Source organism: Halococcus sp. IIIV-5B (assembly GCF_003602035.1).
Taxonomy (GTDB): domain Archaea; phylum Halobacteriota; class Halobacteria; order Halobacteriales; family Halococcaceae; genus Halococcus; species Halococcus salsus.
Genome location: NZ_QZWE01000004.1, coordinates 40156 through 65916, shown reverse-complemented (window position 1 = coordinate 65916; position 25761 = coordinate 40156). Strand labels below are relative to the sequence as shown.

Annotated in this window: 27 protein-coding genes; 13 read left to right on the top strand and 14 right to left on the bottom strand. The window is 67.6% G+C overall.

All coding sequences use genetic code 11. The features are described from left to right. The first annotated feature begins 65 nt into the window (after positions 1–65). Both D3261_RS04445 and D3261_RS19945 read left to right on the top strand, forming a co-directional pair. Positions 66–722, top strand: coding sequence for an HAD family hydrolase (locus D3261_RS04445; RefSeq protein ID WP_120069444.1), 657 nt, complete (start codon positions 66–68; stop codon positions 720–722). A 65-nt stretch (positions 723–787) separates the two neighbouring features. Further along, on the top strand, positions 788–961 hold the full coding sequence (locus tag D3261_RS19945) for a hypothetical protein (protein WP_158589350.1): 174 nt from the start codon (positions 788–790) through the stop codon (positions 959–961). Here D3261_RS19945 and D3261_RS04440 read toward each other — a convergent pair whose 3' ends face one another. The 4 genes from D3261_RS04440 to trpC are packed head-to-tail and all read right to left on the bottom strand — an operon-like array spanning position 962 to position 4699. Beyond that, positions 962–1756, bottom strand: coding sequence for a 2-amino-3,7-dideoxy-D-threo-hept-6-ulosonate synthase (locus tag D3261_RS04440; RefSeq protein WP_120069441.1), 795 nt, complete (start codon positions 1754–1756; stop codon positions 962–964). A 23-nt stretch (positions 1757–1779) separates the two neighbouring features. Then, on the bottom strand, positions 1780–2676 hold the full coding sequence (trpA, locus tag D3261_RS04435) for a tryptophan synthase subunit alpha (RefSeq protein ID WP_120069438.1): 897 nt from the start codon (positions 2674–2676) through the stop codon (positions 1780–1782). Beyond that, the gene (trpB, locus tag D3261_RS04430) at positions 2673–3911 is read right to left on the bottom strand and encodes a tryptophan synthase subunit beta (RefSeq protein ID WP_199693921.1); all 1239 of its coding nucleotides are present in this window, start codon (positions 3909–3911) and stop codon (positions 2673–2675) included. Before trpB ends, trpA begins: the two co-directional genes overlap by 4 nt. A 29-nt stretch (positions 3912–3940) precedes the next feature. Beyond that, on the bottom strand, positions 3941–4699 hold the full coding sequence (trpC, locus tag D3261_RS04425) for an indole-3-glycerol phosphate synthase (RefSeq protein WP_120069433.1): 759 nt from the start codon (positions 4697–4699) through the stop codon (positions 3941–3943). Between the two features lie 94 nt (positions 4700–4793). Here trpC and D3261_RS04420 point away from each other — a divergent pair, with 94 nt between their 5' ends. From D3261_RS04420 to D3261_RS04410, 3 genes are all read left to right on the top strand, one after another. Beyond that, the gene (locus tag D3261_RS04420; RefSeq protein WP_120069789.1) at positions 4794–5255 is read left to right on the top strand and encodes an MGMT family protein; all 462 of its coding nucleotides are present in this window, start codon (positions 4794–4796) and stop codon (positions 5253–5255) included. A gap of 521 nt (positions 5256–5776) precedes the next feature. Further along, complete coding sequence (locus D3261_RS04415; RefSeq protein ID WP_120069431.1) at positions 5777–7210, top strand: MATE family efflux transporter; 1434 nt, start codon at positions 5777–5779, stop codon at positions 7208–7210. Positions 7211–7291: 81 nt separating this feature from the next. Beyond that, positions 7292–7471, top strand: coding sequence for a hypothetical protein (locus D3261_RS04410; protein ID WP_120069428.1), 180 nt, complete (start codon positions 7292–7294; stop codon positions 7469–7471). A 61-nt stretch (positions 7472–7532) separates the two neighbouring features. Here the strand turns inward: D3261_RS04410 and dpsA are convergent, their stop codons facing one another. Next, positions 7533–8090 (bottom strand): DNA starvation/stationary phase protection protein DpsA, encoded by a 558-nt coding sequence (gene dpsA / locus D3261_RS04405; protein ID WP_120069426.1) that lies wholly within the window; start codon positions 8088–8090, stop codon positions 7533–7535. Positions 8091–8335: 245 nt separating this feature from the next. On the opposite strand from dpsA, the gene D3261_RS04400 reads away from it, so the two are divergent. From D3261_RS04400 to D3261_RS04385, 4 genes are all read left to right on the top strand, one after another. Next, positions 8336–9553 (top strand): ABC transporter substrate-binding protein, encoded by a 1218-nt coding sequence (locus D3261_RS04400; RefSeq protein WP_120069423.1) that lies wholly within the window; start codon positions 8336–8338, stop codon positions 9551–9553. A gap of 11 nt (positions 9554–9564) precedes the next feature. Beyond that, complete coding sequence (locus D3261_RS04395) at positions 9565–10716, top strand: iron ABC transporter permease (RefSeq protein WP_120069420.1); 1152 nt, start codon at positions 9565–9567, stop codon at positions 10714–10716. Between the two features lie 137 nt (positions 10717–10853). After that, positions 10854–11771 (top strand): ABC transporter ATP-binding protein, encoded by a 918-nt coding sequence (locus D3261_RS04390; protein WP_233553885.1) that lies wholly within the window; start codon positions 10854–10856, stop codon positions 11769–11771. A 177-nt stretch (positions 11772–11948) separates the two neighbouring features. After that, on the top strand, positions 11949–13190 hold the full coding sequence (locus D3261_RS04385) for a CaiB/BaiF CoA-transferase family protein (RefSeq protein ID WP_120069415.1): 1242 nt from the start codon (positions 11949–11951) through the stop codon (positions 13188–13190). Positions 13191–13232: 42 nt separating this feature from the next. Here the strand turns inward: D3261_RS04385 and lonB are convergent, their stop codons facing one another. Continuing rightward, positions 13233–15269 carry an ATP-dependent protease LonB gene (gene lonB, locus D3261_RS04380; RefSeq protein ID WP_120069412.1) on the bottom strand — a complete coding sequence of 679 codons (2037 nt, stop codon included), beginning with the start codon at positions 15267–15269 and terminating at the stop codon, positions 13233–13235. Between the two features lie 167 nt (positions 15270–15436). Between lonB and D3261_RS04375 the strand changes: the two genes are divergently transcribed. The 3 genes from D3261_RS04375 to D3261_RS04365 are packed head-to-tail and all read left to right on the top strand — an operon-like array spanning position 15437 to position 17366. Further along, a complete protein-coding gene (locus tag D3261_RS04375) occupies positions 15437–15988 on the top strand; it encodes a nicotinamide-nucleotide adenylyltransferase (protein WP_120069409.1) in 552 nt (183 codons plus the stop codon). 2 nt (positions 15989–15990) lie between these two features. Next, positions 15991–16755: an S-adenosyl-l-methionine hydroxide adenosyltransferase family protein gene (locus D3261_RS04370; RefSeq protein WP_120069407.1), complete on the top strand. Its 765-nt coding sequence runs from the start codon at positions 15991–15993 to the stop codon at positions 16753–16755. Continuing rightward, complete coding sequence (locus D3261_RS04365) at positions 16755–17366, top strand: trimeric intracellular cation channel family protein (RefSeq protein ID WP_120069404.1); 612 nt, start codon at positions 16755–16757, stop codon at positions 17364–17366. Before D3261_RS04370 ends, D3261_RS04365 begins: the two co-directional genes overlap by 1 nt. Before the next feature lie 30 nt (positions 17367–17396). On the opposite strand, the gene thsA is transcribed toward D3261_RS04365, so the two are convergent. From thsA to D3261_RS04325, 8 genes are all read right to left on the bottom strand, one after another. After that, a complete protein-coding gene (gene thsA / locus D3261_RS04360) occupies positions 17397–18962 on the bottom strand; it encodes a thermosome subunit alpha (protein ID WP_199693927.1) in 1566 nt (521 codons plus the stop codon). Between the two features lie 134 nt (positions 18963–19096). Continuing rightward, a complete protein-coding gene (locus tag D3261_RS04355; protein WP_120069399.1) occupies positions 19097–20089 on the bottom strand; it encodes a glycosyltransferase family 2 protein in 993 nt (330 codons plus the stop codon). Between the two features lie 66 nt (positions 20090–20155). Beyond that, the gene (locus D3261_RS04350) at positions 20156–20737 is read right to left on the bottom strand and encodes a pyridoxamine 5'-phosphate oxidase family protein (RefSeq protein WP_120069396.1); all 582 of its coding nucleotides are present in this window, start codon (positions 20735–20737) and stop codon (positions 20156–20158) included. Positions 20738–20830: 93 nt separating this feature from the next. Beyond that, positions 20831–22159 (bottom strand): aminotransferase class III-fold pyridoxal phosphate-dependent enzyme, encoded by a 1329-nt coding sequence (locus D3261_RS04345; protein WP_120069394.1) that lies wholly within the window; start codon positions 22157–22159, stop codon positions 20831–20833. Positions 22160–22222: 63 nt separating this feature from the next. Continuing rightward, positions 22223–22786: a hypothetical protein gene (locus D3261_RS04340; RefSeq protein ID WP_120069391.1), complete on the bottom strand. Its 564-nt coding sequence runs from the start codon at positions 22784–22786 to the stop codon at positions 22223–22225. Next, positions 22783–23856, bottom strand: a complete 1074-nt coding sequence (meaB, locus tag D3261_RS04335; RefSeq protein WP_120069388.1) for a methylmalonyl Co-A mutase-associated GTPase MeaB — start codon at positions 23854–23856, stop codon at positions 22783–22785. Before meaB ends, D3261_RS04340 begins: the two co-directional genes overlap by 4 nt. Further along, complete coding sequence (locus tag D3261_RS04330) at positions 23853–24269, bottom strand: cobalamin B12-binding domain-containing protein (protein ID WP_120069385.1); 417 nt, start codon at positions 24267–24269, stop codon at positions 23853–23855. The genes meaB and D3261_RS04330 overlap by 4 nt, the downstream gene beginning before the upstream one ends. 60 nt (positions 24270–24329) lie before the next feature. Continuing rightward, positions 24330–24785 (bottom strand): hypothetical protein, encoded by a 456-nt coding sequence (locus D3261_RS04325; protein WP_233553884.1) that lies wholly within the window; start codon positions 24783–24785, stop codon positions 24330–24332. Positions 24786–24923: 138 nt separating this feature from the next. Between D3261_RS04325 and D3261_RS04320 the strand changes: the two genes are divergently transcribed. After that, positions 24924–25532 (top strand): DUF420 domain-containing protein, encoded by a 609-nt coding sequence (locus D3261_RS04320; RefSeq protein ID WP_120069383.1) that lies wholly within the window; start codon positions 24924–24926, stop codon positions 25530–25532. The last annotated feature ends 229 nt before the right edge of the window (positions 25533–25761 follow it).

Here is a 25761-nt window from a genome sequence, read left to right as displayed (position 1 = left end):
CGTCGGGCTTGAACGTGGCGGAAACCCCGGAAGGTTTTCGGATGCGACGACCCATCATCCGCATAATGGAGCCCGACGCAGTGCTGTTCGACCTGGATGCTACCCTCTGTCGACGGCGCTGGTCGCCCGAGACGGTGCTCTCGGGGGCGTTCGACGAGGTTGGCGTGACGCCGTACACCACCGCGAGCGAGATGAACGCGGTCGTGAACGACGTGCCGACCGCCGAGGACGACGTGGCGTTCTACACCAACTGCCTCGAAGCGGCCGCAGAGCGCACGAACGCGACCCCCGAACGTGCCGAGGCGGTCGCTCGCTCGTACCACCGCGCCATCGATTACGCCGACGTCGAGTTCGTTCCCGGTGCGAAGGCCGCCCTCCGCGCCGTCGACACGCCCCTCGGACTCGTCACGAACGGCAGCGAGGCGACCCAGCGTGCGAAGCTCGACGCGCTCGGCATCGCCGACCGATTCGAGGTCCGGGTGTTCGCCGACACCGGCGGCATCAAACCCGATCCAGCACCGTTCGAGCACGCGCTCTCGGAGCTGGATGTCGATCCCCGAAAGACGGTACACGTCGGCGACTCCCTCCGCGCGGACGTCGCCGGTGCGAACGCGCTCGGCATCCGGTCGGTCTGGGTTTCACACGGGGAGGACCAATCGGTCGGTGATATTCGACCGGACCACACCATCGACTCGCCCACGGGGCTCCCCGACCTGCTGTAAACGGCGTGAAGCACGATGCACATTGTTTCCGAAATGAATTCATAGAGTCACATCACACACGAACCATGTCGAGCCTGCTGGAGCGCCTCCCGGGTCATCTGATCCTGTTCGTTGGGATCGTGGTTGCTGGAGTGGCCAGTCTGTTCGTCTTCGTGAGCGCGACGAACCTGCTCGCGTGGGGTGCGCTGACCTACGGTGTGGTTTCGGCGGCTATCGGACTCGCCATCATCTACCGATAATTACGCTTCGACTGCGAGGCCGGCCCGGTCGAGCGCCTCCTCGGCCGTGCGGTCGTCGTGGACCACGCCCGAAACCGCGCGGGTCATGGCTTCGGGGTCGTCGTGCTGGAACACCGTGCGGCCCATCGAGACGCCCGCCGCACCCGCGTCCATCGCGCCGCGGACCGCTTCGAGCGATGCCTTGTCGCCCGCGGGTTCGCCGCCCGCGATCAGCACGGGCAGTCGGGTCGCGTCGACGACCTGTGCGAAGCTCCCGGCGTCGCCGGAGTAGCCCGTTTTGACGACGTCCGCACCGAGCTCCTCGGCGAGGCGGACGGCGTGGCTGAGGCGGTCGGGGTCGGCCCCGTCGACGCCGGGGCCGCGAGCGTAGGCCATCGCCAGTACTGGAATCCCGAGCTCGTCGGCGCGCTCGGTGAGCTCGCCGAGGTCGGTGATCTGCTCGGGTTCGGACGCGCTGCCGACGTTGATGTGAAAGGAGACCGCGTCCGCGCCGGCCTTGACCGCTGCCTCGACGGTCCCGGTGATCCGTTTGTCGTTGGCGTCCGGGCCGCCGGCGGTCGAGCCGTTGAGGTGGACGATGTAACCCGCGTCGTTCTTGTTGGGGTGGACGCGCGGAGCCACCCCTTTCTGGGTCAACACGGCGTCGGCCCCACCGCGCGTCACCGCGTCGACGGTCGACTCGATGTCGACCAGCCCCCGGACCGCACCGAGGGTGAGGCCGTGGTCCATCGGGATGGTGAGGAACTTCCCGTCGGTGCCGATACGGTCGAGACGTGCCTGAATACCGGTGTTCATACTGTCACTCCGTCCCACGATGGTTATGGACGTTCCGGTCGCGGCGCACGTTGCGTGGCCCCCGCGAGTGCGCCCTCTTTGAGTTCGCGGGCTTTGGCTTCGAGCCGTTCGGCGACTTCCGTGGTACTCTCCCCGTTCTCGTACCCCTCGGCTACGATGTCGACCAGCGCGCTCCCGACGATCACGCCGTCGGCACCCGCCGCGACCACCTCGCGGGCGATCTCGCCCGAGCTGATCCCGAACCCGACCGCCTTCGGGATGTCGTACTCGGCCAGCCGGTCGAGGCTCTCGGTGGTCTGGTCGGAGACGTCGTCGCGGGCGCTCGTGACCCCGAGGCGGGCCTGGACGTAGAGGTAACCCGAGGTCTCCTCGACGGCCGCCGTGAGCCGGTCCCCGCGGGTCGTCGGCGCGGCGATGAAGACCAGATCACAGCCGTGCTCGTCGCACGCGGTTCGCAGCGGCCCGCTCTCCTCGACAGGCAGATCGGGGATGACGAAGCCGTCGATGCCGGCCTCGGCCGCGCGCCGGACGAACGGTTCGGGCCCTGGCTCCTCCCCGCTGCTCGCGGTGTCGCCACTCGCTCCTTCCGAGGCCTGGCGGGCCTCGCGCTGTCCGAACTGGTAGACCAGGTTGTAGTAGGTCATACAGACCAGCGGCACGTCGACGTCGAGGCGTTCGACCACCTCGAAGAACTTCTCGGGGGTCATCCCGGCGTCGAGCGATCTGACCACTGCGTGCTGGATCGTCGGCCCCTCGGCGATCGGTTCGGAGAAGGGGAGGCCGAGTTCGATGACGTCGGCCCCGCCGCGCGCGAGCGCCTCGATGTACGCGACGCTGGATTCGGCGTCGGGGTCGCCGACCGCGAGGTACGGGACGAACGCGGCCTCGGTGTCCTCGAAGACCTCGTCGATGCGACTCACTTGAAGACCCCCATCTCGGGCGCGTTCTCGATCTCGCGTTTCTCGGTCTCCTCGACGACGCTTTCGAGGTCCTTGTCGCCGCGCCCGGAGAGGTTGACCACGACACTGTCCCCGAGGTCGGCGGGGTCGGCACGGTCGAGGTAGGCGATCGCGTGGGCGCTTTCGAGCGCCGGGATGATCCCCTCCAGCTGGGAGAGCCGGTGGAAACCTTCGAGGGCGGCGTCGTCGTCGACCGAGACGGGGGTCACGCGTCCCTCGTCCACGAGGTTCGCGAGTTCGGGTCCCACACCGGCGTAGTCGAGCCCCGAACTCACGCTGTGGGATTCGAGGATCTGGCCCGCAGTGTCCTGGAGGAGTTTCGTGCGCGCGCCGTGGAGCACGCCCTCCTGGCCCGTGGCGAGCGAGGCTGAGTTCGGCGCGACGCCCGCTTCCTCGTCGACGTCGAGGCTGCTGCCGCCCGCCTCGACCGCGACAAGCGAGACGCTTTCGTCCTCGACGAACGCGTCGAACGCGCCCATCGTGTTCGAGCCACCGCCGGCACAGGCCACCACGCTGTCGGGCAGCTCGCCGATCTTCTCCTGTGTCTGCCGACGGGCTTCCTCGCCGATGACGGACTGGAAGTCGCGAACCATCGCCGGGAAGGGATGTGGGCCGACCACCGAACCGATGACGTAGTGGGTATCCTCCACAGTCGTCGCCCACTCGCGCATCGTCTCGTTGATGGCTTCTTTCAGGGTCCCTCTTCCTGTCGTCACCGGATTGACGGTCGCGCCGTTGAGACGCATCCGGAAGACGTTGGGGCGCTGGCGGTTGATGTCGCGCTCGCCCATGTAGACCTCGCACTCCATCCCGAGGTGAGCCGCGGCCATCGCGGTCGCGGTGCCGTGCTGGCCCGCCCCGGTCTCGGCCACGATCCGCTCTTTGCCCATGTACTTCGCGAGCAGACACTGCCCGAGCGCGTTGTTGAGTTTGTGCGCGCCGCCGTGGAGGAGGTCCTCGCGTTTGAGGTAGACGTCGAAGCCGGAGCGCTCGCTCAGTCGGTCGGCGTGCTGAAGCGGTGTCGGCCGGCCCCCGAAGTCCCGGAGCCGCTCGCGGAACTCGTCCACGAAACCGTCCTCGTTCTCCAGGACGTAGCGCCGGTAGGCGTCGTCGAGTTCCTCGACCGCTGCCATCAGCGCCTCGGGGACGTACTGGCCACCGTACCGCCCGAATTTCCCGTTCTCGTCCGTTGCCATTGGCTTGTTCGTCCCTCGGTTCGTCTCACTCATTGGTCTTGCGTCGTGAGTCGCCGGGCGTTCGCCTCCGGGTCGCCGTCCATGATCGCCGTGCCGATCAACAAGGCATCGGCCCCCGCCTCGCGCATCCGCCGGACGTCCTCCGAGCTCGTGATACCGCTCTCGGCCACGAGGGTCACGTCGTCCGGAACCCGCGGCGCGAGCGCTTCGAAGGTCGAGAGGTCGACCTCCAGCCGCGCGAGGTCGCGGTTGTTCACACCGACCAGGTCCGCACCCGCATCGAGCGCGGCGTCGAGTTCGGCGCGGGAGTGAACCTCCACGAGCGGCTGGAAACCGCGGTCGCGGGCGGCCTCGACGAGTTTCGGAAGGTCGTCGACGAACCGCGCGATCAGGAGGACGGCGTCCGCCGCGACGGCGTCGAGCTGTTCTTCACGGAGTACGAAGTCCTTCCGGAGCACCGGTACCGAAACCGCCTCGCGGACGGCCGTGAGCGCGTCGAGCGAGCCGCCGAAGTGGTCGGGTTCGGTGAGCACCGAGATCGCCGCCGCGCCGCCGGCGACCATCGACTCCGCGAGCGCCACGGGGTCCTCGTCGCGCTCGCCGTCGGTCGTCGGACTGGTGGGTTTGACTTCGGCGATCACCGGCACTCGACCCTCGGATTCGGCCGCGGCGAACGCTTCCGGGAACGACCGCGCCGAGACGGCGAGCCGATCGGTGCCGCCCTCGCGTTCGGCCGCGGCCGCCAGGATCGATTCGACCTCGGGGGCTACTCCCTCGGTTTCGTTCATTAGTGTACAGTAATGGACTGTTCTGTACATAAGACTTGCGTCACCCAACGGAGGCGGACAGAATGTTAAAGACCCGCACGGCCCTATGATCGTCATGAGCGAGGTCGCCGGAATCTACGCGCGGGAGTCGAACTACCTCGACCGCTGCGTCCAGGTCGGGGTGGCGAGCGACCGCGTCGTCTCGGTGTCGTTCCCACGGAACTTCGCGTCCGGGGCCGACGCCCAGCACGAGGTGCTCGACCGGATATTCGAGTACCTCGAAGGCGACCACGACGAGTTCCGAGACGTCGAGATCGGCCTCACCGTTCCCACCGACCAGCGGTCGGTGCTCGAAGCCGTTCGCGAACTCCCCTACGGCACTCAGACCTCGGTCGAGCCGCTCACGGGTCGCATCCCCGGCTTCGACCCCGAGGACGACGACGACCGCGACCGCGTGCGCACCGCGCTCGACGAGAACCCGATCCCGATCATCATCCCCGACCACCGCGTTCGGGACGGCCCGAGCGCCGCTCCCCCGAAGGTCGAACAGCGGCTGCGATCGCTGGAAGGGCTCTGAAACCACCTTTTGCTGCGGTCGGCCGCGAAGCGGCCTCCCTGGCAAAATGTGGATCAAAAGCCTCCTCCTTCCCACCGGAAGAACTTCGCTCTTCCGTGCTCTCGTTCGCTCCCTCTGGTCGCTCACGAGAACTGCGGTCAGTCGTCGGCCCACTCACTCGCGCTTCGCGCTCGTTCGCGGTACAACGACTAACCAACTCCGCCTCCACAAACCGCACAGCACCGCAACCGCCTCCGCAAACCACAACCGCACCGCCGAAGCCCTCAGCACCCGCTCACTTCGTTCGCTACTCACTCAGCCTACGGCCTCGTTCGAGTGCTTCGCCCTTCATCCGCCAGGCCAGCAACCGCACCGCGACCGCCACCGCCGCGCCGCCGCACCGCAACCGCGCCGCGGCCGCGCCGCACCGCGCGGCAAGAGTTCCAACACGATTGTTTTCGATGGTTGGATCGGCTGAAAAACCAGCCCGGTCTGCCGATGACGCAAGCCATTTTATGCCGTGACGGCAACGCGCAGGAGTCTTGGAACGAGTGCCGAATCCGGTTCGACTGGTGGTCGCCTGGGTGGGAACGGCGCTGGTTCGGGCGGACCTCATCGAACCCGAACGCGCGCGCCGAACCACCGACCTCGCGTGGCCCCGGATCGTCACGGGCCTCGCACGGATGTCGAAGAACGCCGCCGACACGGCGATGGTCGGTCTCGCAGTGGGCACGGCCGCCATCGCAGGTGTGGGGTTCGTCGCCCCCTACTGGGGGATGGCGTTCGCGCTCGGCGGCGGCCTCGCCAGCGGCACCATCGCACTCGTCTCCCAACGCTACGGGGCCGACGAACCCGTCGGCCAACCCGTCCGGTCGAGCATCCTCGTCGTGCTCGGCCTCACGGTCCCGGTCACCGCGCTGTTCTGGTTCCTCCCGACACAGCTCCTCGGCCTCCTCAGCGACAACCCGCGCGTGGTCGAACTCGGCGCGAACTACCTCCGACTCATGGGCCTCGGCGTCCCCTTCGCCGGCCTCAACCTGATCGCGAGCCGCGCGCTCGTGGGGGCCGACGACGCCTGGACGCCAATGGTGGTCCGGGCCGCCGGCGCGGTCCTGAACGTCGCCGTCAACGCGGCCCTGATATTCTGGCTGGGCTACGGCGTCGTCGGCGCGGCGGTCGGCACCGTGCTCGCGAACGTCGCCGTCACGATCGCATTCGTCTACGGACTGACGGCGGGCTGGCTCCCGGGCGTCGGGAAACTCCCCATCACCGTCGATCCGTTCGGCACCTACCTCCACGGCGGGACGACCCGCCAACTCGTGAAGATCGGAACGCCCCTGATCGGCAAGAACGTCGCCTGGCGGCTCGGCGGCTTCGCCATGCTCTGGATCGTCGGGCTGTTCGGGACGACGGTCGTGGCGGCGTTCGTGGTCGCCCAGCGCGTTCGAGACCTCCTCAACACCCCCGGCTGGGGCTTCGGGCTCGCCTCCTCCAGCCTCGTCGGCCAGGAGCTCGGCACCGGTGACGAGGATACCGCCGAGGCCTACGGCACCGAGGTGATCCGCTTCGGCGTCGCGGTCTACTTCCTGCTCGCGGCCGTGGTGTTCGTCCTCGCCGACCCGATCGCGCTCGCGTTCGTCGGCGACCCCGCGAGCGACGCGCTCCCGATCGCCACGATGCTCGTCAGGGCGACCTGCGTCGGGATCGTCTTCAAGGGCCTCTCGCGAACCGCGACCGGCCCGCTCCGCGCGAGCGGCGACACCCGGTGGCCGTTCTACGGTCAGGTCCTCGGCTACGTCGTGGGCCTCCCGCTCGCGTACCTCGGCGCGACGACCGACCTCGGCCTCTCGGGGCTCGTGGTCGCCGTCGTCGCCGTGATGGTCGCGCCCGCCGCGGTCAGCTACTACCGCTTCTCGACCGGCCGATGGAAGGTGATCGCCCGGAACTACCGCCCCGCGACCCAGCCCGGCGACTGACGACGCGAGAGGGACCGCCCGATCCGGAACCGATTAGGCCGACCAAAATGCTTATGACTTTAGGGTTGCCTAACTCGGGTAATGGCCGTTCCCTCCCACCAACTGGGCCCCGACACGACCGCGACCGACGACCACGGCGGATCGCGGCTCGACCACGGCGTCTCGGTGCACACCACCCGCCCCGGCCGTCGCGTCTTCGTCGAGGCGGGGAACACCGACGGGTGGATCGCGACGGACCTCGCCGTCGACCTCGAACGCTGAACTGCGGGGCTGATGGCTCTCGGAGGGAATCGAAAAAGAACGAGTTTTCGGAGACGACGCCTCAGTGAGTCGCTTCTTCGAGCACGAGGGTGTCGTCCTCGAGGTAGTGCTCCAGGTGGTGGGCGTACTCCTCGTAGTCCGTGATCGCGTGGCGCAGGACCTCCTCGGAGGTGTAGTCGCCGAGGTTGTTGGCGAGCTCGATGTGGTCGCGGAACCGCTCGACGATGTCGGCGAACATCACCATGTCGTTGGCAACCGAGGTCCGGACGTCGTAGACGTCTTCGCCCTCGAACTCGACGTAGCTCCGCTCGTCGAGGTTGACGGGACCCGCGACGGGGACACCACCGAGCGCCTGGGCGCGTTCGGCGATCGCGTCGGCGTGCTCCTCGACGTCCTCGTAGGCTTCCTCGAAGAAGCGGTGGAGTTCGAGGAACTCGGCACCCTCGACGTTCCAGTGGTGCTTCTTGAGCTGGTGATAGAGCACGTACGACGCCGCGAGATCGGCGTTGAGCGCGTCGATGACCTGTTCGGCGCGCTCGGCCTCGATGCGGGTCGCCGGCGATTCGTCGACCGTGCCGAACTCCTGCTGGAGACGGGAGTCGGATTCTTGGAGACTCATCACCTCTGTGTAGGACGACAAGCCACTTAAACATTCCCCTCGCGAGAAGTTTTCTTTGGGATCCCGAAAATCCGGTTTCCGGATCGGAACACGCGATGGCATCGCACGGGGGATCGTCCGGCGGAGCGAGGCGGATGAGTGATCGTTGCAATCGATCTCGATCGAAAAGTCACGGGCGGAGCGGGTTTCGATTTAGGCCGACCGAAATCGGAAGGCTTTAGCTTCTTTCGGCGGGCCTAACTCGTATGCGACGACGACGATTCCTCGCAACCACGGCGGTCGCCGGCGGACTGCTCGCCGGCTGTACCGGGAGCGACGGCGGAACCAACGAGAGCACCGCTGGTGCCGGCGACGGGACCGGGACCGCCGCGAGCGACGGGACGACCGGCGCGGGAGCCGCGACCGAGTCCGGATCCACCGCGGCCGAGGGGACGGGCTCGGAGGCCACCGACGAAACGGGAACCGCATCGGGCGGGTCCTACAGCGTCACGATGCCGCCGGTGGGCACGGTGAGTTTCGACAGCGTTCCCGAAACGTGGGTCGCCAACAACGGGAGCTGGGCCGACATGGGCGTCGCGCTCGGCAAGCAGCCTCCGAAGGCGGTCTGGCTCACCGAGCGGTACCACACCCAGTACTACGACGAGATCCCCGGCGTCTCGGTCGACAAGAGCGGGATGCAGAGCCTCTACAGCGACGGGGTGAGCAAGGAGCTGTTCTACGAACTCGACGGCGACGTCCACGTCATCGACCCCAACTTCCTCCTGAACCGGTACAAGGGCTGGAATCAGACCGACATCAAGGAGATCGAGACGGAGATAGCGCCCTTCTTCGGCAACAGCATCTTCTCGCGGGGCTACGACTGGCACGAGGACTACCCGTACCTCTCGCTCTACGAGGCATTCGAGAAGCTCTCGCAGGTGTTCCAGGAGACCGAACGCTACGAGGCCTTCGCCGGTCTCCACGACGACTTCCAGTCGAACGTGAGCGAGGTCGTCCCCTCGGGCGAGAAACCCGCCGTGGCGATCATGTGGGCGGGAAGCGACCAACCGGATACGTTCTCCCCGTATCTCATCAGCCCCGGGACGAGCTTCAAGCAGTGGCGCGACCTCGAAGTCCGGGACGCGTTCGCCGACACGTCCGTTCGGGACTTCCACGCCGACCGGAGCGAGGTCGACTTCGAGACGCTGCTGGAGGTCGACCCCGACGTCCTCCTGCTTCGGGGCCACGAGGACAAGACCCGAAAGCAGTTCCAAAACACCGTGGTGTCGTATCTCGAAAGCAACGACACCGCGAGCGCGCTGACCGCGGTCGAGAACGGCGACGTCTACCGCGGCGGCCCGCTCTATCAGGGCCCGATCACGAACCTCGTGCTGACCGAGCGCGCCGCCCGGCAGGTCTACGGGGCCTCGGACCAGCTGTTCGACCGGCAACGCGTGGCCGACATCGTCACGGGGTCGTCGTGAGGGGGGCGTAGATGGCCGGGAGCGGGTCGACGACGACCGTCAGTGAGGACGAGGGCTGGTTCGAGTGGGTCGACGGCTCGCTGGTCTCGCTGATCCTCGCGAGCGTCGCGATCGTAGCGGTCGCAGGGCTGGTCCAGGTGAGCTTCGGGTCGTACTCGATGACCATCGGTCAAGCCTGGGGCGCGGTGTTCGACCCGGTCGTCTGGACCCACCCACAGGTGATCGCGACCTTCCTGCTCGGTGAAGGTCTCGCGAACGGCCTCTTCTCGGCGCTCGGTCTCTCGACGGCGGCCGTCGACCTCCCCCAGCGCGCGCTGATCGTCTGGAACATCCGCCTGCCGCGCGTCCTCGTCGCGGCGTTCGTGGGCACGAACCTCGCGATCTCGGGGGCGATCTTCCAGGCCGTGACCCGCAACGAGCTCGCGAGCCCGTTCATCCTCGGGGTCTCCTCGGGGGCTGGGCTCGCGATCCTCCTCACGCTCGTCGTCTTCTCGGGCCTCACGGCGCTGTTGCCGGTGACGGCGTCGCTCGGCGGCGCGGTCGCCTTCCTGATCGTCTACGCGATCGCCTGGCAGAACGGCACCTCGCCGGTTCGGCTGGTCCTCGCGGGCGTGATCGTCAGCACGGTGTTCCAGTCGCTCCAGACGGGGCTGTTCTTCTTCGCCGACGACCTCGGGATCGTCCAGCAGGCGATCTCCTGGACCACGGGCTCGCTCACGGGCACCGACTGGGAGCAGGTCCGGATCGCGCTGCCGTGGACGATCCTCGCGACGGTGCTCGCGCTGGCGGGCGCACGCCAGCTCAACGTCTTACTACTGGGTGAGCGCACCGCGAAGTCGCTCGGGATGTCGGTCGAGCGGGTCCGCTTCGCGCTCTCCGGTATCGCGATCCTGGCGGCGGCGGCGAGCATCTCGGTCGCCGGCATCGTGAGTTTCGTGGGCCTCATCGTCCCCCACGTCGTCCGCAACCTCGTCGGCAGCGACTACAAACGCCTCATGGTGGGCTGTGTGTTCGCCGGCCCGGCGCTGATGGTCGCCGCCGACGTCGGTGCGCGCCTCGCGCTCAACCCCGTCCAGATCCCCGTCGGGATCGTCACCGGGCTGATCGGCGGGCCCTACTTCCTCTACCTGATGCGAAAGCAGGGCTCGATCGGCGAGGTCTGAGGGGAGGATCTCGCCCCAACGAAAACGTTTATGCGTTTTAGGAGTGCCTAAACAGATATGGACGCGAGCGCTTCGTGGTGGACGAACGCGTGGTCGGCGTTCGACACACGACTGCGACCGACGGAGGGCGAGCCCCGATGACCGACGACGAACCGCTCCGGACGGACGGCGGCACGCTCGTCGAGCGCGGCGACGCGTCGGGACCCACGGACGAACCTGACGTTCCCGCCGAGCGGGACACCACGCTCGAATGCGAGGAGGTCGTCCTCGGCTACCCCGAGGGCGAGCCGGTCATCGACGGCGAGTCGGTTTCGATCCCCCAGGGCTGCGTGACGGCGCTGGTCGGCCCGAACGGCTCGGGCAAGAGCACGCTCCTCCGGGGACTCTCGAACCAGCTCACGCCCGACGACGGCGTCGTCAGGCTCGACGGCCGGGCGATACAGAGCCTCGACACCAAGGAGCTCGCACGGAAGCTCGGGTTGCTTTCACAGGAGAACGTCTCGCCGTCGAGCATCACGGTCGAGGACCTCGTGCTGCACGGTCGGTACCCTCACCGTGGCTTCTTCGACTCGCTGACCGACGAGGACGAGTGTGCCGTCGCGGACGCGCTCAGCCTCGCGGGCGTCGACCACCTCAGGGACCGCGAGGTCGGCGGGCTCTCCGGCGGCCAGAAACAGCTCGCGTGGATCGCGATGGTGCTCGCCCAGGACACCGACGTCCTCCTGCTCGACGAGCCGACGACCTTCCTCGACCTCCACCACCAGCTCGAAGTCATGGAGATCATCGAGACCCTGAAGGCCGACTCAGAGGTCACGATCGTGCTCGTGCTCCACGACATCGACCAGGCCGCCCGCTACGCCGACCACGTGCTCGCGCTCGACGACGGCTCGATCTACGCCCGCGGCCCCCCCGAGGAGGTCATCACCGAGGACCTCCTCCACGACGTCTTCGGGGTCGCGGCCACCGTCGAGCACACCGACCGCGGCCCGCGCGTCACCGCCCACAACGCGGTCCACGACGCCGACGGCAACGACCTGAACACACCCTCGACGTAGTCCTCGCTCTCGGGACCAGCCCGACGACGTGTGCACTTTTCACGCCGGCCAGCCACGCGACCGTATGCACAGCCGTGTTCGATCCGGCGACGGCAGCGGTCTCGAAGCCTCGGCGTGGCCCGCGCTCGACAGCATCCCATCGCGTCGGTTCGACGCACCGCTTCGGGGGCCGAACCGATGACCGGCGAGGCGCGCGAGGCCGACGGCGAGACCGGCCCGCTCGACGGGCTCACGGTGCTCGACGCCTCGCGGGTGCTCGCGGGGCCGTTCTGTACGATGCAGCTCGGCGACCTCGGGGCGGAGGTCATCAAGGTCGAACGCCCCGACGGCGGCGACCAGACCCGGGGGTGGCAACCCCCGTCCTACGGTGAGAGCGACGAGAGCGCCTACTACATGAGCATCAACCGGAACAAGCGCTCGATCGCGCTGAACCTCGCCTCGGCGGACGGCCGCGAGGTCTTCCGGGCGCTCGCGCGCGAGGCCGACGTCCTCGTTGAGAACTTTCGAGTGGGGAAGATGGACGACTGGGGGCTCGGCTACGACGACCTCGCCGAGGTGAACCCGGAGCTCGTCTACTGCTCGCTCTCGGGCTACGGCGAGTGGGGCCCCGATGCGGACCGCCCGGCCTACGACATCATCATGCAGGCCGAGGGTGGGCTGATGAGCATCACCGGCGAGGAGGGCCGAACCCCCGTCCGAGTGGGGGTCGCACTCGCCGACATCGGTGCGGGGATGTACGCCACCCAGGCCATCCTCGCGGCGCTACTCGAACGCGAACTCGGGAACTCCGGCGGCCAGAAGGTCGACATCAGCCTCTTCGACGGGCAGGTGGCCTGGATGACCTACATGGCCTCGAACTACTTCGCGACCGGCGACCCGCCGACCAGGATGGGGAGCAGACACCCGACCATCGTGCCCTACCAGGCGTTCGAAACGCAGGATAGCTACGTCGTGGTCGCGGTCGGCTCCGAAGCGATCTGGGCGCGATTCTGTACCGCGCTCGACAGGAATGACCTCGCCGAGGACGAGCGCTTCTCGACCAACGCCGACCGGGTGGCGAATCGCGAGGAACTCGACTCGCTGCTGGCCGACGAGATCGGCGAGTACGGAACGGACGAGGTCCTCTCGCTGTTCGACGACCACGACGTGCCCGCGAGTGACGTCCACGACATGGCCGATATCTTCGAGACGCCACAGGTCGAGGCCCGAGGAATGCACCGCGAAATCGAGCATCCGACCGCGGGTTCCGTCGAGATGCCGGGCAGTCCGATGCACTTCTCGAACACCCCGACGACCATTCGTCAGTATCCGCCGCGGCTCGGCGAACACACCCGCGAACTCCTCCACGAGGCGGGCTACGAGGATGAAGCTATCGAGGATCTGGTCGAGGCCGACGTCGTCGCGCCGCTCGACGAGTAGGACATCGAAAAGTCGAAACAACGACTCGAAAAGTTCGGGCTTCTACTGCGGGCTCGGGCTGCCGGAGCCCTGCTGGTTGACCGGCTGGCGGTCGAGCGCGCTGCCGGTGATGGACTTGAGGCGGTCGACCAACCCGTCCTTCTCGCCCTCGCCAGCGAGGGCGACTTCGAGGACTTCCGAGATGTGCGAGACCGGGATGATCTCGATCTGGTCCTCGTACTCGTCCTCGATCATCACGTCCTGTTCGTTCGCGGCCGGGATGATGACGCGTTCGAGCCCGGCCTTCGCGGCGGCCTCGATCTTGTGCGTCACGCCGCCGACGGGCAGCACGTCGCCCCGGACCGAGAGCGACCCCGTCATCGCGAGGTTCTGGTCGACCGGGACGCTTTCGAGCGCGCTGATGACCGCCGCGGCGACGGTGATGGATGCGGAGTCACCGTCGACGCCGCCCTCACCCACCTGGACGAACTGGATGTGGATGTCCTTCTCGGAGATGTTCTGGTCCGAGAACTTCTTGATGATCGCCGAGACGTTCTGGACCGCCTCCTCGGCCATCTCCTTGAGCTGGCCGGTGGCGATCACGCCGCCCGGACCCTGCGAGGGCGTGACCTCGGCCATCACGGGCAGGACGATGCCCGAGTCCTCGCCCATCACGGCGAGACCGTTGATACGGCCGACGACCTCGCCCTGGGCCACCGTCATCTCGTAGTCCTTCCGGCGCTCCATGAACGTGTCCGCGAGCTGCTGTTCGATCGAGCGCGAGCGGCGCTTGGCCTGGAGCACGTGGTCGCGGGTGGTGAACTCGGCGTCCTCGGCGCGGGCGATGTCGCCCGCGACCCGAACGAGCCCACCGAGGTCGCGCATCTTGAGCGTGAGGTGGCCCTTCCGGCCCGCACGACGGCGGGCTTCGAGGATGACCTCCTCGACCGCCTTCCGCGTGAAGTGGGGCAGGCGGCCGTCCTTCTCGACCTCCTGGGCCACGAACCGCGAGTACTTCCGGCGCATCTCGGGTTCGTCCTCGATGGTGTCGTCCATGTAGACCTCGTAGCCGTAGCCCTTGATCCGCGAGCGCAGCGCGGGGTGCATGTTCTCCATCGCGTCGAGGTTCCCCGCCGCGATCATGATGAAGTCGGTGGGAACCGGCTCCGTCTGGACCATCGCACCCGAGGAACGCTCGGACTGACCCGTGATACTGAATTCGCGCTCCTGGATTGCCGTCATCAGCTTCTGCTGGTTGCGGATGTCGAGCGTGTTGATCTCGTCGACGAACAGCACGCCCTTGTTGGCCTTGTGGATCGCGCCGGCCTCGACGCGGTCGTGGCTCGGCGTCTCCATCCCGCCCGACTGGAACGGGTCGTGGCGGACGTCGCCGAGCAGCGCGCCGGCGTGGGCACCCGTCGCGTCCTCGAACGGCGCGGTCTGGTCCTCGGCGGCGTTGATCAGGAGGTTCGGGATCATCGCGTCCGTGCTTCGCGAGCTGTACTTGAAGGCGAGATAGATCAGCACCGCGAGCACGCCACCGATCAGGAGCTGGTTGGCTATCAGGAAGGAGTAGCCCAGCACGATGGCGATGATGATCCACATCAGGAACTGGCGCATCTGGTTGCGCTTTTGGGCCTCCTCCTTGTGGGCGTCGATGATCTGTTCGCCCTTCCCGGCCGGAACGGTTCTGACCTTCGGCGCGTTGCCGTCGTCGGGGTTGTGATACACCAGCACGTCCTGGAGGTCCTCCTTCGGGAGGAGCTGGCTCATCGCCTTCGCCAGCATCGACTTCCCCGTCCCGGGCGTGCCGATCATCATGACGTGGCGGCGCTGCTTCGCGGCCTTCAACACCACGTCGCGGGCGTGGTCCTGCCCGATCACCTGGTCGACGAGGCGGTCCGGGATCTCGATGTCGGCGGTCGACTCGATGTCGAGACCGCCGAGCAGCCCGTCCTCGTTCTCCTCGATGATCGCCGCCTCGGCGATGTCGCTCCCGAGGTCCTCCTCGAACGGCGCGTCCTCCGGCTCAGGGTCCGACTCCGACTCCGTTTCCGACTGGGTCGGGAACGCGTCGTCGGCGTCCATTTCATTACTCATGTGACTGGCTCTAACAAGCGATCGGAGGGCACGTTTACTGATATACTTTCTCCCCTCGGCGACCGGCGTCACACCACCGTCCCCGGTCCCGACAGCCTCGCTCGACGGGATTCCCACCCCGACCGACGACTGAACGGACTTAAATACACGCCGTCCCACGAACGGATATGAGACGGGGCTTTTACATCGGTCGATTCCAGCCCTACCACGACGGCCATCACCGGATGGTCGAACACATCGCGAAGGAGGTCGACGAACTCGTGCTCGGGATCGGGAGCGCCGACGACTCCCACACCCGTCACGACCCCTTCACCGCGGGCGAACGGATCATGATGATCACGAAATCGCTCGCCGACTCGGACCTCGTGATCTATCCGGTGCCGATCGAGGACCTCAACCGGAACGCGGTCTGGGTCTCCCACGTGAGAAGCATGTCGCCGACCTTCGACGTCGCCTACTCGAACAACCCGCTCGTCGTCCAGTTGTTCTCGGAGGCCGGTATGGAGGTCCAGCAGTCGCCGATGTTCGATCGCGAGAAGCTCGAAGGCTCCGAGATCAGGGAACGGATGATCGTCGACGAGGGCTGGCGCGAACTCGTGCCGCCCGCCGTGGTCGACATCGTTGCGGAGATCGACGGTGTCGAGCGTATCCAACGGGTGAGCGACACCGACGGAGCCGCCGCACAGCCCAACCCCAGCGGCTCCACCGACCCCGAGTAACCGTGATCACGCTGAGCTCGGACTTCGGTTCGCCCTACCCGGCGGCGATGAAGGGCGTGATCCTCGGTCGGACGGACGCCCGACTCGTCGACGTCGCCCACGACTTCCCACGGCAGGACGTTCGCACGACCGCCTTCTGGCTCCGCGAGGTGCTCCCGACCTTCCCGCCCGCCGTCCACCTCGTGGTGGTCGACCCGGGCGTCGGCACCGACCGCGCGGCACTGGTGGTCCGTGCCGGCGACCACGTCCTCGTCGGCCCGGACAACGGGGTGCTCGTTCCCGCCGCCCGACGGCTCGCCGAAGGAGATGAAGATTTCGAGGCGTTCGCGATCGAGGACGACGCCGCGAGCGCGACCTTCCACGGTCGGGACGTGTTCGCGCCCGCCGCGGCGGCGGTCCACGAGGCCGATATCGACGCTATCGAGAGCCTCGATGGCTACGAACCGGTCGACGAGATCGAGCCACTGGCGTTCCCCGAGCCGACGGTCGACGACGGAACCGCAACGGGAGCGATCCTCGTGGTCGACGGCTTCGGGAACGCCATCACGAACGTTCCGGGGAGCGTGCTCGACGGCCGGTTCGGCGAGGAGATCGAACTCGACGGCGAGTCAGTACGGGTCGAACGGTCGTACGCTCACATCGAGCCCGGCGACCGGCTCGTCACCGTCGGCAGTCACGGGAACGTCGAACTCGCCGTGAATCGGGGTCGGGGTGCGGAGGCGTTCGGCGTCGGAGTGGGTGACCCGGTCGTGCTCGCGTTCGTGTGATGGTCGACGCGTTCGGGGCGATGAACGCGGTGGGCCTGCTCGCGTTCGCCGCCGCCGGGGCGCTGAAGGGGGTCGACGCCGACCTCGACCTGTTCGGCGTGACCGTTCTCGGGACCCTGACCGCGCTCGGCGGCGGTATCGTCCGGGACGTCCTCGTCGGCCGGATCCCGGTCGCACTTCGGACGACCACCGACGTGGGTCTCGCGTTCGCGGGCGTGGTCATCGCCGTCGTTCTCGCGTGGCTGCTCGGCGGACGGGTCCGGGGCCACCCGGTCGTCGCCCTCTCGGACGCGATCGGTCTCGCGGCGTTCGCCGCCACCGGGGCGCTCGTCGGCATCGACGCGGACCTCTCGGCGTTCGGTGTCGTGGTCCTCGCGGCGCTCACGGGGGTCGGTGGCGGGAGCCTCGCCGACGTCCTCCTCGGGCGCGTGCCCGCCGTTCTCCACGAGGACTTCTACGCGACGCCCGCCGTGGTCGGTGGGGCGGCGTTCTGGATTGCGACCCGGTTCGACGTCGCCACCGGCTCCGCGACGCTCGGGTGCGCCGTCGTCGTGTTCGCGCTTCGGGTGCTCGCGCTCCGTGGGGACTGGCGGCTCCCGACTATCGGGTGAAAAATCTCGTGGTTGGTCGTTCGGCTCGCGTCAGTTGTCGGCCGAGATCACGTCGTCGATCCGGACGATCATCGTCGCGGCCTCGGTGGCGGACTCGAGCGCCTCGTACTTCACGGCCGCGGGGTCGAAGACGCCGGCCTCGACGGGGTCGGTGACCTGGCCGGTCTGACCCTCGGAGATGATGCCGGCGCGACCCTCGCTGTCGTGACGGGAGCGGAGGTCGACGAGCGCGTCGATCGGGTCCATCCCGGTGTTCTCGGCGAGCGTGCGCGGGAGGACGTCGATCGCGTCGGCGAACGCCTCGACCGCGAGCTGGCGGCGACCTTCGATGCTGGCCGCGCGGTCGCGGATGTGGTCGGCGATCGCGATCTCGCTCGCGCCGCCGCCGGGGACGACACCGCCGGCGTCGAGCGCGGCGGTCACGACGTCGAGCCCGTCGTTGAGCGCGCGTTCGAGCTCGTCGGTGACGTGGTCGGTGCTGCCGCGGGCGAAGACGGTGACGGACTCGGCGGCCGCACCGCCCTCGACGAACGCGAGGTCGTCGTCGCCGTAGGACTCGACGCTGACCGACTCAGCGTTGCCGAGGTCGTCGCTCTCGAGGTCGTCGATCGCGCCGACGCGGCTCGCGCCGGTGACCTGGGTGATGGACTTCGCCTCGTCGTCGCCGACCGACTCGAAGGCGAGGATGCCCTCCTCGGCGAGGGAGGCCGCCGCGCGGTCCTCGATGCTCTCGGTGACGAACGCGACGTCGACGTCGAGGTCGGCGAGCTTCTCGGCGTACTGCTTGAACTGTTTCTCCTCGGCGTCGAGCGCGGCGTTGAGCTGGTCGATGTTCGTGACGTCGTACTCGGCGTCGACGCTCGACTCACGGATGTCGAACTCGACGTCGAGCACGGCGATCGAGGCGTCTTCCACGCTGGTCGGCATGTCCTCGCGGACCGGCTCCTCCTCGCTGATGACGCCCTCGACGAGTTCGGTGGCGCTGGAGGCCGCACCGGTCTGGGTTCGTACCGAGATCTCGTTTCGCGCGACGCCGTCGTCGCCCTCGACCTGGCGAACCGCGTCCACGACCGTCTCGGCGAGCGCCTCCGCGTTCACGTCGCCGGTTCCCTTCCCGGTCATCGAGGTGCGGGCCACGGCTCGGAGCCGGTCGTCGTCGAGGTCGTCGACGTCGAGCACGAGCCCCTCGACCGCTTCGTTGGCCAGCGCGGCGGCCTCGTTGTACCCCTCGACGATCGTCGTCGGGTGGACGTCGTCGTCGAGCAGGTTCTCGGCCTTCGCGAGCAGCTGACCGGAGAGCACGGCCGCCGTCGTCGTCCCGTCGCCGACCTCGTCCTCCTGGGTCTCGGCGACCTCGACGATCATCTGGGCGGCGGGATGCTCGATGTCCATCTCGCCGAGGATGGTCGCGCCGTCGTTGGTGATGACGACGTCGCCGGCGTCCGAGACGAGCATCTTGTCCATGCCGCGCGGACCGAGCGTCGTGCGTACGGCCTGCGAGACCGCCTTCCCGGCGGCGATGTTCGAGCTCTGGGCGTCCTGTCCGCGGGTGCGCTGCGTGTCCTCGCTCAGGATGAACATGGGCTGTCCACCCATTCGCTGTTGCTGTGCCATGATGGAATCCTCACCAGTGGGTCGTTTGCGGTTCTATATAAATTTTTTCAACCCGGCTCGAAAAAGCGCCGGACGTGGGCGGGATGGTGTGACACGGCGTGGCGCGAGCCCCGCACTCACCGACGGTCGTAGACCGCCACCGCGCGGTCCGACCGCGAGGAGACCCCGCGGGGGTTCCGTCGGCCTCGGTCGCGCCACCGGGCGAGGACGCCCCCGGCTTGCCCCCGGGCGGTGCCGGTTATCACGTCCCGACCGGTGGCGGCCCAGCCGGAGGGGGTCGCCTCCCCACTGACGATGTCGCGGAGTTCCGCCGCGGCGTCGCTGCCGGCGTGGCTCAATAACCGTCGCGCCGTGGTCGGCCGGAGCCCGTAGTTCTTGACGAGGCGGTAGGCGAGCGCCCGGTACTTCCAGTACCAGTCGCGCTCGGCCTGCCCGCCGTCGGAAAGGGCGTGCGGCACGGGCGTCCCCGGGTCGCCACGCTGTGGGGCTTTCACGCCCCGTCGGACCGCCATGCCGTCGCGCCAGGCCACGTCGTAGCCGGCGGCGGCGAGCCGGTGGGCGAGGTCGCGCGAGCCGCCGGTTTCGAGGTACTCGTCGAAGCCGTCGAGCCCGTCGAGCGCCTCGCACGAGAACGCCACGTTGAAGCCGTCGAAGTAGGTCACCTCCCGGCCCGCGATGGCGCGGGTCTCGGGGGCCGGCCCCTCGGTCGGCAGCGTGGGACCCGTGACCGCCCCTATCGAGGAGCGTTCGGGGAGCGAGTAGCCCTCGGCGAACGTGTGATTTCGAGGGTGGACGTGGTCGCCGGTGAAACCGTCGGCGAGCGCGGCGAGCCAGCCCGCGGCGACCGTTCGACCCTGGCCCACGAACGCGATCCGGTCGCCGTCCGCGTGTTCGATCCCGGCGTTGCGCATCACGTTCACGTTCCGGTCGGCGACCTCGACCAGCACGTCGACGTCCTCGCGCTCGCGAACGATACCGGTGGTTCCGTCGGCCGACGGGCCGTTGACGACGACCACCTCGCTCTCGGGGGCCACCGCAGCGAGCGCGTCGAGACACGCCACGAGCCGTCGCCGAGCGTTGAGCGTCGGCACGACCACCGAAAGCTGCATGAACGACCGATACCCCGTCTCGCTATAAAAACCCCTGTTTTACCCGCTACAGCCGGTATCGAGGGGTCAGTCGACGTCGGCGAAGAAGCCGGTCCGTTTGGCGCTCGGGTCGTCGGTGCCCCACGGCGGGTCGAATTCCTCGATCGACAGCCGTGGGACGTGTTTCGCACAGTGGATGTAGGCCTCCTCGATTTCGAGTTCGACCCACGTCTTCGTTCGGTTCACGTCGGTCGGGTCGTGGGCCCCGTCGACCTCGTCGTGGAGCGTCGCGCGGCCGTTGACGTGGAGCCCCACCGTCGTGTCCCACCAATCAACGAACAGGAACGTCGCGTGGGGGTTCTCGTGGATGTTGCCGAGCGAGGCCTGGACCCCGTTGCCCCGGAACTCGGGGTAGGCGAGGTGGCGGTCGTCGAGCACCGTCACGAACCCCCGCGGGCCGATCCGGGGCGAGCAATCGGTGTTGCCGTCGCCGTCGGCCGTGGAGAGGAAGAACATGATCCGCTCGCGGACGAACGCCGTCATCACGTCGTTGAGCCGGTCGGAGACGCTGCCGTCGTAGAACGCGAGCGCGCGGGCCTTCGTACCGAACCGTTCCTGGAGGTCGTGTTCGCCGTCGCTTCCCGGACGACCGTCGGCGTCGTCGCTCATGTGGGAGGAAGGCAAGCGACGAGCAAAGCCCTGACGACCGAGAGAGACGGGATTCGGAACAGATCGAGGCCGAGCAGCTCCTCCTGAACGAGCCTACTCGATCGCCTCACACAGTAGGCTCACGCCGAGGTCGATCTCGCGCGAGGTCACGTCGAGCGGCGGGAGGATCCGGAGCGCCTTCCGCCCGCAGGCGAGCGTCAGCAGACCGCGTTCGAACGCCGCCTGCAGGACGTCGTCGCGGCGCTCGGGGGTGTCGAACTCGACGGCGAGCATGAGGCCCTTGCCGCGAACGTCGACGACGCCCTCCGGATCGGCGTCCGAGAGGTACTCCACGAACTGCCGACCGCGTTCGGTCGCGTTGTGGAGGAGGTCGTGTTCGTGGATGGCGTCGATCGTGAGCGCGCCCTGGAGCGAGGCGATGACGTCGCCCGCCCCCCAGGTCGAGGAGATCCGGCCGCGCTCCTCGGGGAAGACGTCCGAGCGGGAGATCGTGGCCCCTACTCTGAGTCCCTTCGCGGCGGTGATCACGTCGGGCTCGATCGGGTAGTGGTCGGCGGCCCACATCTCGCCCGTTCGGCCCATCCCCGACTGGATCTCGTCGGCGACCAGCGTGAGGTCGTAGGTCTCACACACCCGCGCGACCTCGTCCATGAACGCCTCGCTCGGGAGGCGATAGCCGCCCTCGCCCTGGATCGGTTCGAGGATCAGGTAGGCCACGTCCTCGGGGTCGACGAACCCGCCGGGCCCGACCATCCGTTCGAGGCCCGTCGTCTCGCCACCGAAGAAGCCACACGAACACGTCTCGGCCTCGCAGTGCCGGTCGTCACAGAACGGGATCGTGTGGACGCTCGGGATCTCGGGGTAGTCGCGGCGGTAGACCGACTTCGAGCGGTTGAGCGAGAGCGCGCCGAGCGTGCGACCGTGGAACGCGCCCTCGGTGGTGATTCCGTACTTTCCTTTCGTATGGTCGTAGCAGATCTTGATCGCGTTCTCGACGGCTTCGGCCCCGCTGTTCGAGAGGAACACCTTGTCCATCCCGTACTGCGAGGTGATGTCGAGCAGACGATCCATCAGCCCCGTCGGCCCCGGGAGGTCGGGGTTCTCGGGCGATCCGCCGCCGCTGACGTAGAAGTCCTGGCCCGCGATCTTGAGCGGGTCGACGAGGTCGAACTCGCGCATCGGGTCGAGGATGAGGGGATTGTTGTAGCCGAGCGGTGCGGCCCCGACGTGGCTGGTGAAGTCGAGGAGGACGTTGCCGTCGACGTCGGTGCAGAAGGGGCCCTCGGCGGGGGCGGTGCGGTCCCAGACGAAATCGTAGACGTAGGTGCTCGGCGCGGCGCGCTCGGTGTGGTACTCGACCCACTCGCGTGCTCGCTTCCCGGGGATTTTTGCCACCCGCGGTTCCGCCGTCTCGCGGTTCATGTCGTGGGTATGGCCGAGGGGTTCTTAATGAATGCTACTCCAGCGGCCGTAAGGCAACGAATGTCACCCAGACGGGGCGGGTTTCGACGGATCCTCGGGAGAACCGCGGCTCGATTCGAGCGTGATGCCAGTCGCGATCCATACGAGTCCCGTTACCGAGATGCCGACCGGAAGGATGCCGACGAGGACGCCGTTCACCAGTGGGTCCAGGATTGGAACGACGACGAGACCGAGCGGGATCCATCGCGGGACACGAATACCGGAGGCACTCCACAGGAGATACGCCACGAACAGGACGAACACGGTGAACCCAACGACCGCCGGCACGCCGAGGATGAGTATTCCAACGGCCGGCATCGGCCCGCCCCCGAGGGCCAAAACGGCCGGAACGAGCATCACCACGACCCCGATCCCAGCCCCAACGAGGGCGCTTCGATGAAGCGATGCGCCGCGGTCGGTGGCGAAGTACGACCCGACGAGCACGGCGGCGAACAGGGGCGGAACGAGCGGAAGCACACGGTACGCGATGGTCGTCAGGTCGGCGAGCGCCGGGACTACGGCGATGAGAAGGCCAGCGACGACACAGGCAGCGCGCGTCGCCCACAGTGCGGCGTGCGTCGTCCTCACGCGTGGGAATCGCGGTTCCGTCGAGCACACTCCGCTATCGGGTCGAGGAGGTCGTCGGCGATCTCGTAGGGGTCGGTCTCGCCCGCCGCGACCGCCGCGGCGAGGTCGTCGATACCCCCGCGGGCGTCGATCTCCTCGGCCAGGAGGTCGGCGGTGTCCTCGCGGAGCAGGGTCCGGATCTCCTCGGCGTAGCGCGTACGGCGCTTGGCCTCGATCTCGCCGGTCGATTCGAGATGGGCACGGTGGTCGGAAAGCGCCTCGACGAACTCCTCGACCCCCTCGCCGCGGGTGGCGATCGTCTCGATTATCGGCGGTGTCCAGCCGCTCTCGTCTTCGGCCTCGGAATCGCTATCGGCTCGCTGGAGCGCGACCGCCTCCTCGCTGGCGTGGTGGCCCGCGTGACGGGCGGTCGACTCGTTCCCGGCGCTCCCCCGGAGTCCGATCATCTCCGAGAGCTCCTGCACCGTCCTGTTCGCGCCGTCGAGGTCGGCTTTGTTGACCACGAAGACGTCGGCGATCTCGAGGATGCCGGCCTTCAGCATCTGGACGTCGTCGCCGCTCCCCGGCTGGAGGAGGACAGTGACCGTGTCGGCGGTCTTGATGATGTCGACCTCGTTCTGACCCGCACCGACGGTCTCGACGATGATCCGGTCCTTGCCGAACGCGTCGAGCGCCTTCACGGCGTCGGCGGTCGCGATCGAGACCCCGCCCAGGCTGCCGCGGGCGCTCATCGACCGGAAGAAGACGTCCATGTCGCCGATGTTCGAGGCCATCCGGATCCGGTCGCCGAGCACCGCGCCGCCGGTGAACGGCGAGGAGGGGTCGATGCCGATGATCCCGACGGTGAGGCCCTGGTCGCGGTACGTCTTCGCCACCTTGTCGACCAGGGTGGACTTGCCCGCGCCGGGACTGCCGGTGATGCCGATGACCTCGGCGTTCCCGGTGTGGTCGTAGAGGCCCGAGACGAGGTCGCGGTGGCCCGGCGCGCGGTTCTCGATGGTGGTGATCGCCCGCGCGAGCGCGCGGTGGTCGCCGTTGAGCAGGCGCGCGAGGAGGTCGTCGTCGGTCATCGCTCGGGGGCGTTCTCGCGGACGAACGCGATGGTCTCTTCCATCGACGCGCCCGGTCCGAAGATCGCCGAGACCCCCTGGTCCCTGAGGCCCTGTTTGTCCTTGTCGGGGACGATCCCGCCGACGATCACGAGGGTGTCCGAAAGCGCGCCGTACCCGTCGAGCCCCTCCAGAATTTTGGGGACCAGCGTGTTGTGCGCCCCCGAGAGGATCGAGATCCCGAGGACGTCGACGTCCTCCTGGACGGCGGCCTGCACGACTTCGTCGGGCGAGCGGTGGAGGCCCGAGTAGACCACCTCGAAGCCCGCGTCCCGGAACGCGCGCGCGATGACGTGGGCCCCACGGTCGTGACCGTCGAGCCCCACCTTGGCGACGAGACACCGGATCGGGCGCTGGGCCTGCTCTGCACTCATACCGACCCGCTACGACCGCCGCCGGTTTGTGTGTATCGATGCTTCGGGATCGACGACCGCTTAGACCCCGTGCGGGCCGAGGTGGGCACGTTCGTGTTGGACCGCCTCGAACACGAGCCAGAACCCGGCGAGGCCGACGAGGACCGGCCCGAAGCTCCCGGGGTTCAACCAGTCGACCGACCGGCCCGAGTCGAAGGCGTAGTAGGTCCCGCGGCGTTCGACGATCGACGGCATCGTCCGCGAGTCGTCCTCGAAGTCGAAGCGCTCCCCGTCGAGGGCCGCGTCGACGTACTGGCGCTCCTCCGGGGAGAGCTGGTCGTACGGCGTGGTCTCGCGCTCCTGCTCGAAGGTCGGGTCCTGGATCTGGTGGTTGTACGAGAAGTGGTAGTCGAAGTCGGCGGTTCCGAGCCAGGCCGGGAGGCTGGCGAGCAGGACACAGACCCCGAGCAGCATCAGCGTGAATCGAAGCGCGGAGTGTCGTTCGAGCAACGAGCTGTGGAGGAGCGACCGAACCATATCCCGGGTGAAATCGGCTACTGATAAATATTTTCCGACAACTTATTCTCAAAACCAGCAGCTTCAGTTCCTGGATGGATTTCGAGACTAGAGGCGGGAACCAGAAGACGCATTGGGCGGACGCCCCGAGCGCCGGTAATGGCAACCGTCAGCACGCAGGGGCCGGTGAAGTCACATCCGCTCCTCACCACCGCGGTGCTCTCGGTCATTGGCTACGTGCTCGTGCTCGGGACGTTCGCCGGGTTCGTGAACCTCTTTCCGCCGATCGGCAACGACACCGTCATCCTGTTCTCGGACCTCATCGCGGTCATCAACACCTGCGCGCTCACCGCGCTGCTCGTCGGCTTCTACTTCATCCGCACCGGCCAGATCAGGAAACACCGCGCCGCGATGTTGACCGCCTTCGGGCTGATCATGGTCTTCCTCGTCTGCTATCTTTGGAAGGTCGGCGGCGGCTTCGAGAAGGAGATCGTCATCGAGCAGGGCCAGTTCCTCGCCGCCTACGCGGGGGTCGTCAGACCCGCCTACCTCGTGATGCTCGCGATCCACATCCTGCTCTCGGCGGTCGCGGTCCCAGTCGTTATCTACCCCGTCGTGGTCGGTCTCACCCACACCCCGAGCGAGATCGAGGAGACCGCCCACGCCCGCGTCGGCCGGGTCGCGGTGGCCTCGTGGTCGCTGAGCCTGTTCTTGGGGGTCGTGACCTACTTCCTCTTGAATCACGTCTATAGCTGGGTGCCGAGGTAAAGCCGAGCTAGCGATCACGAAGGACAAGCGAGATATAATTCTTAGCTGTGTGTTAAGTGTCGTCTATGAGAAGAATGGGCCGGCTAGTCTTCGTCTTTGAAACAAGTAGCCAATTGCTACGAGGTACATGGGTATTGAAGTAGTAACCGAAGGGAAGAACACCAGTACGACTAGAAGGATGCCGATCCCACCCCAGAGAAGTGGGTTCGGATCCCACTCTAGCTCGCTA

What these genes read in the sequence shown, in the direction of transcription:
- D3261_RS04445 (WP_120069444.1), top strand. Translation starts at nt 66, where the DNA reads ATGGAGCCCGACGCAGTGCTGTTCGACCTGGATGCTACCCTCTGTCGA.
- D3261_RS19945 (WP_158589350.1), top strand. Translation starts at nt 788, where the DNA reads ATGTCGAGCCTGCTGGAGCGCCTCCCGGGTCATCTGATCCTGTTCGTT.
- D3261_RS04440 (WP_120069441.1), bottom strand. Translation starts at nt 1,756, where the DNA reads ATGAACACCGGTATTCAGGCACGTCTCGACCGTATCGGCACCGACGGG.
- trpB (WP_199693921.1), bottom strand. Translation starts at nt 3,911, where the DNA reads ATGGCAACGGACGAGAACGGGAAATTCGGGCGGTACGGTGGCCAGTAC.
- trpC (WP_120069433.1), bottom strand. Translation starts at nt 4,699, where the DNA reads ATGAACGAAACCGAGGGAGTAGCCCCCGAGGTCGAATCGATCCTGGCG.
- D3261_RS04420 (WP_120069789.1), top strand. Translation starts at nt 4,794, where the DNA reads ATGAGCGAGGTCGCCGGAATCTACGCGCGGGAGTCGAACTACCTCGAC.
- D3261_RS04410 (WP_120069428.1), top strand. Translation starts at nt 7,292, where the DNA reads ATGGCCGTTCCCTCCCACCAACTGGGCCCCGACACGACCGCGACCGAC.
- dpsA (WP_120069426.1), bottom strand. Translation starts at nt 8,090, where the DNA reads ATGAGTCTCCAAGAATCCGACTCCCGTCTCCAGCAGGAGTTCGGCACG.
- D3261_RS04400 (WP_120069423.1), top strand. Translation starts at nt 8,336, where the DNA reads ATGCGACGACGACGATTCCTCGCAACCACGGCGGTCGCCGGCGGACTG.
- D3261_RS04395 (WP_120069420.1), top strand. Translation starts at nt 9,565, where the DNA reads ATGGCCGGGAGCGGGTCGACGACGACCGTCAGTGAGGACGAGGGCTGG.
- D3261_RS04390 (WP_233553885.1), top strand. Translation starts at nt 10,854, where the DNA reads ATGACCGACGACGAACCGCTCCGGACGGACGGCGGCACGCTCGTCGAG.
- D3261_RS04385 (WP_120069415.1), top strand. Translation starts at nt 11,949, where the DNA reads ATGACCGGCGAGGCGCGCGAGGCCGACGGCGAGACCGGCCCGCTCGAC.
- lonB (WP_120069412.1), bottom strand. Translation starts at nt 15,269, where the DNA reads ATGAGTAATGAAATGGACGCCGACGACGCGTTCCCGACCCAGTCGGAA.
- D3261_RS04375 (WP_120069409.1), top strand. Translation starts at nt 15,437, where the DNA reads ATGAGACGGGGCTTTTACATCGGTCGATTCCAGCCCTACCACGACGGC.
- D3261_RS04365 (WP_120069404.1), top strand. Translation starts at nt 16,755, where the DNA reads ATGGTCGACGCGTTCGGGGCGATGAACGCGGTGGGCCTGCTCGCGTTC.
- thsA (WP_199693927.1), bottom strand. Translation starts at nt 18,962, where the DNA reads ATGGGTGGACAGCCCATGTTCATCCTGAGCGAGGACACGCAGCGCACC.
- D3261_RS04355 (WP_120069399.1), bottom strand. Translation starts at nt 20,089, where the DNA reads ATGCAGCTTTCGGTGGTCGTGCCGACGCTCAACGCTCGGCGACGGCTC.
- D3261_RS04350 (WP_120069396.1), bottom strand. Translation starts at nt 20,737, where the DNA reads ATGAGCGACGACGCCGACGGTCGTCCGGGAAGCGACGGCGAACACGAC.
- D3261_RS04345 (WP_120069394.1), bottom strand. Translation starts at nt 22,159, where the DNA reads ATGAACCGCGAGACGGCGGAACCGCGGGTGGCAAAAATCCCCGGGAAG.
- meaB (WP_120069388.1), bottom strand. Translation starts at nt 23,856, where the DNA reads ATGACCGACGACGACCTCCTCGCGCGCCTGCTCAACGGCGACCACCGC.
- D3261_RS04330 (WP_120069385.1), bottom strand. Translation starts at nt 24,269, where the DNA reads ATGAGTGCAGAGCAGGCCCAGCGCCCGATCCGGTGTCTCGTCGCCAAG.
- D3261_RS04325 (WP_233553884.1), bottom strand. Translation starts at nt 24,785, where the DNA reads ATGGTTCGGTCGCTCCTCCACAGCTCGTTGCTCGAACGACACTCCGCG.
- D3261_RS04320 (WP_120069383.1), top strand. Translation starts at nt 24,924, where the DNA reads ATGGCAACCGTCAGCACGCAGGGGCCGGTGAAGTCACATCCGCTCCTC.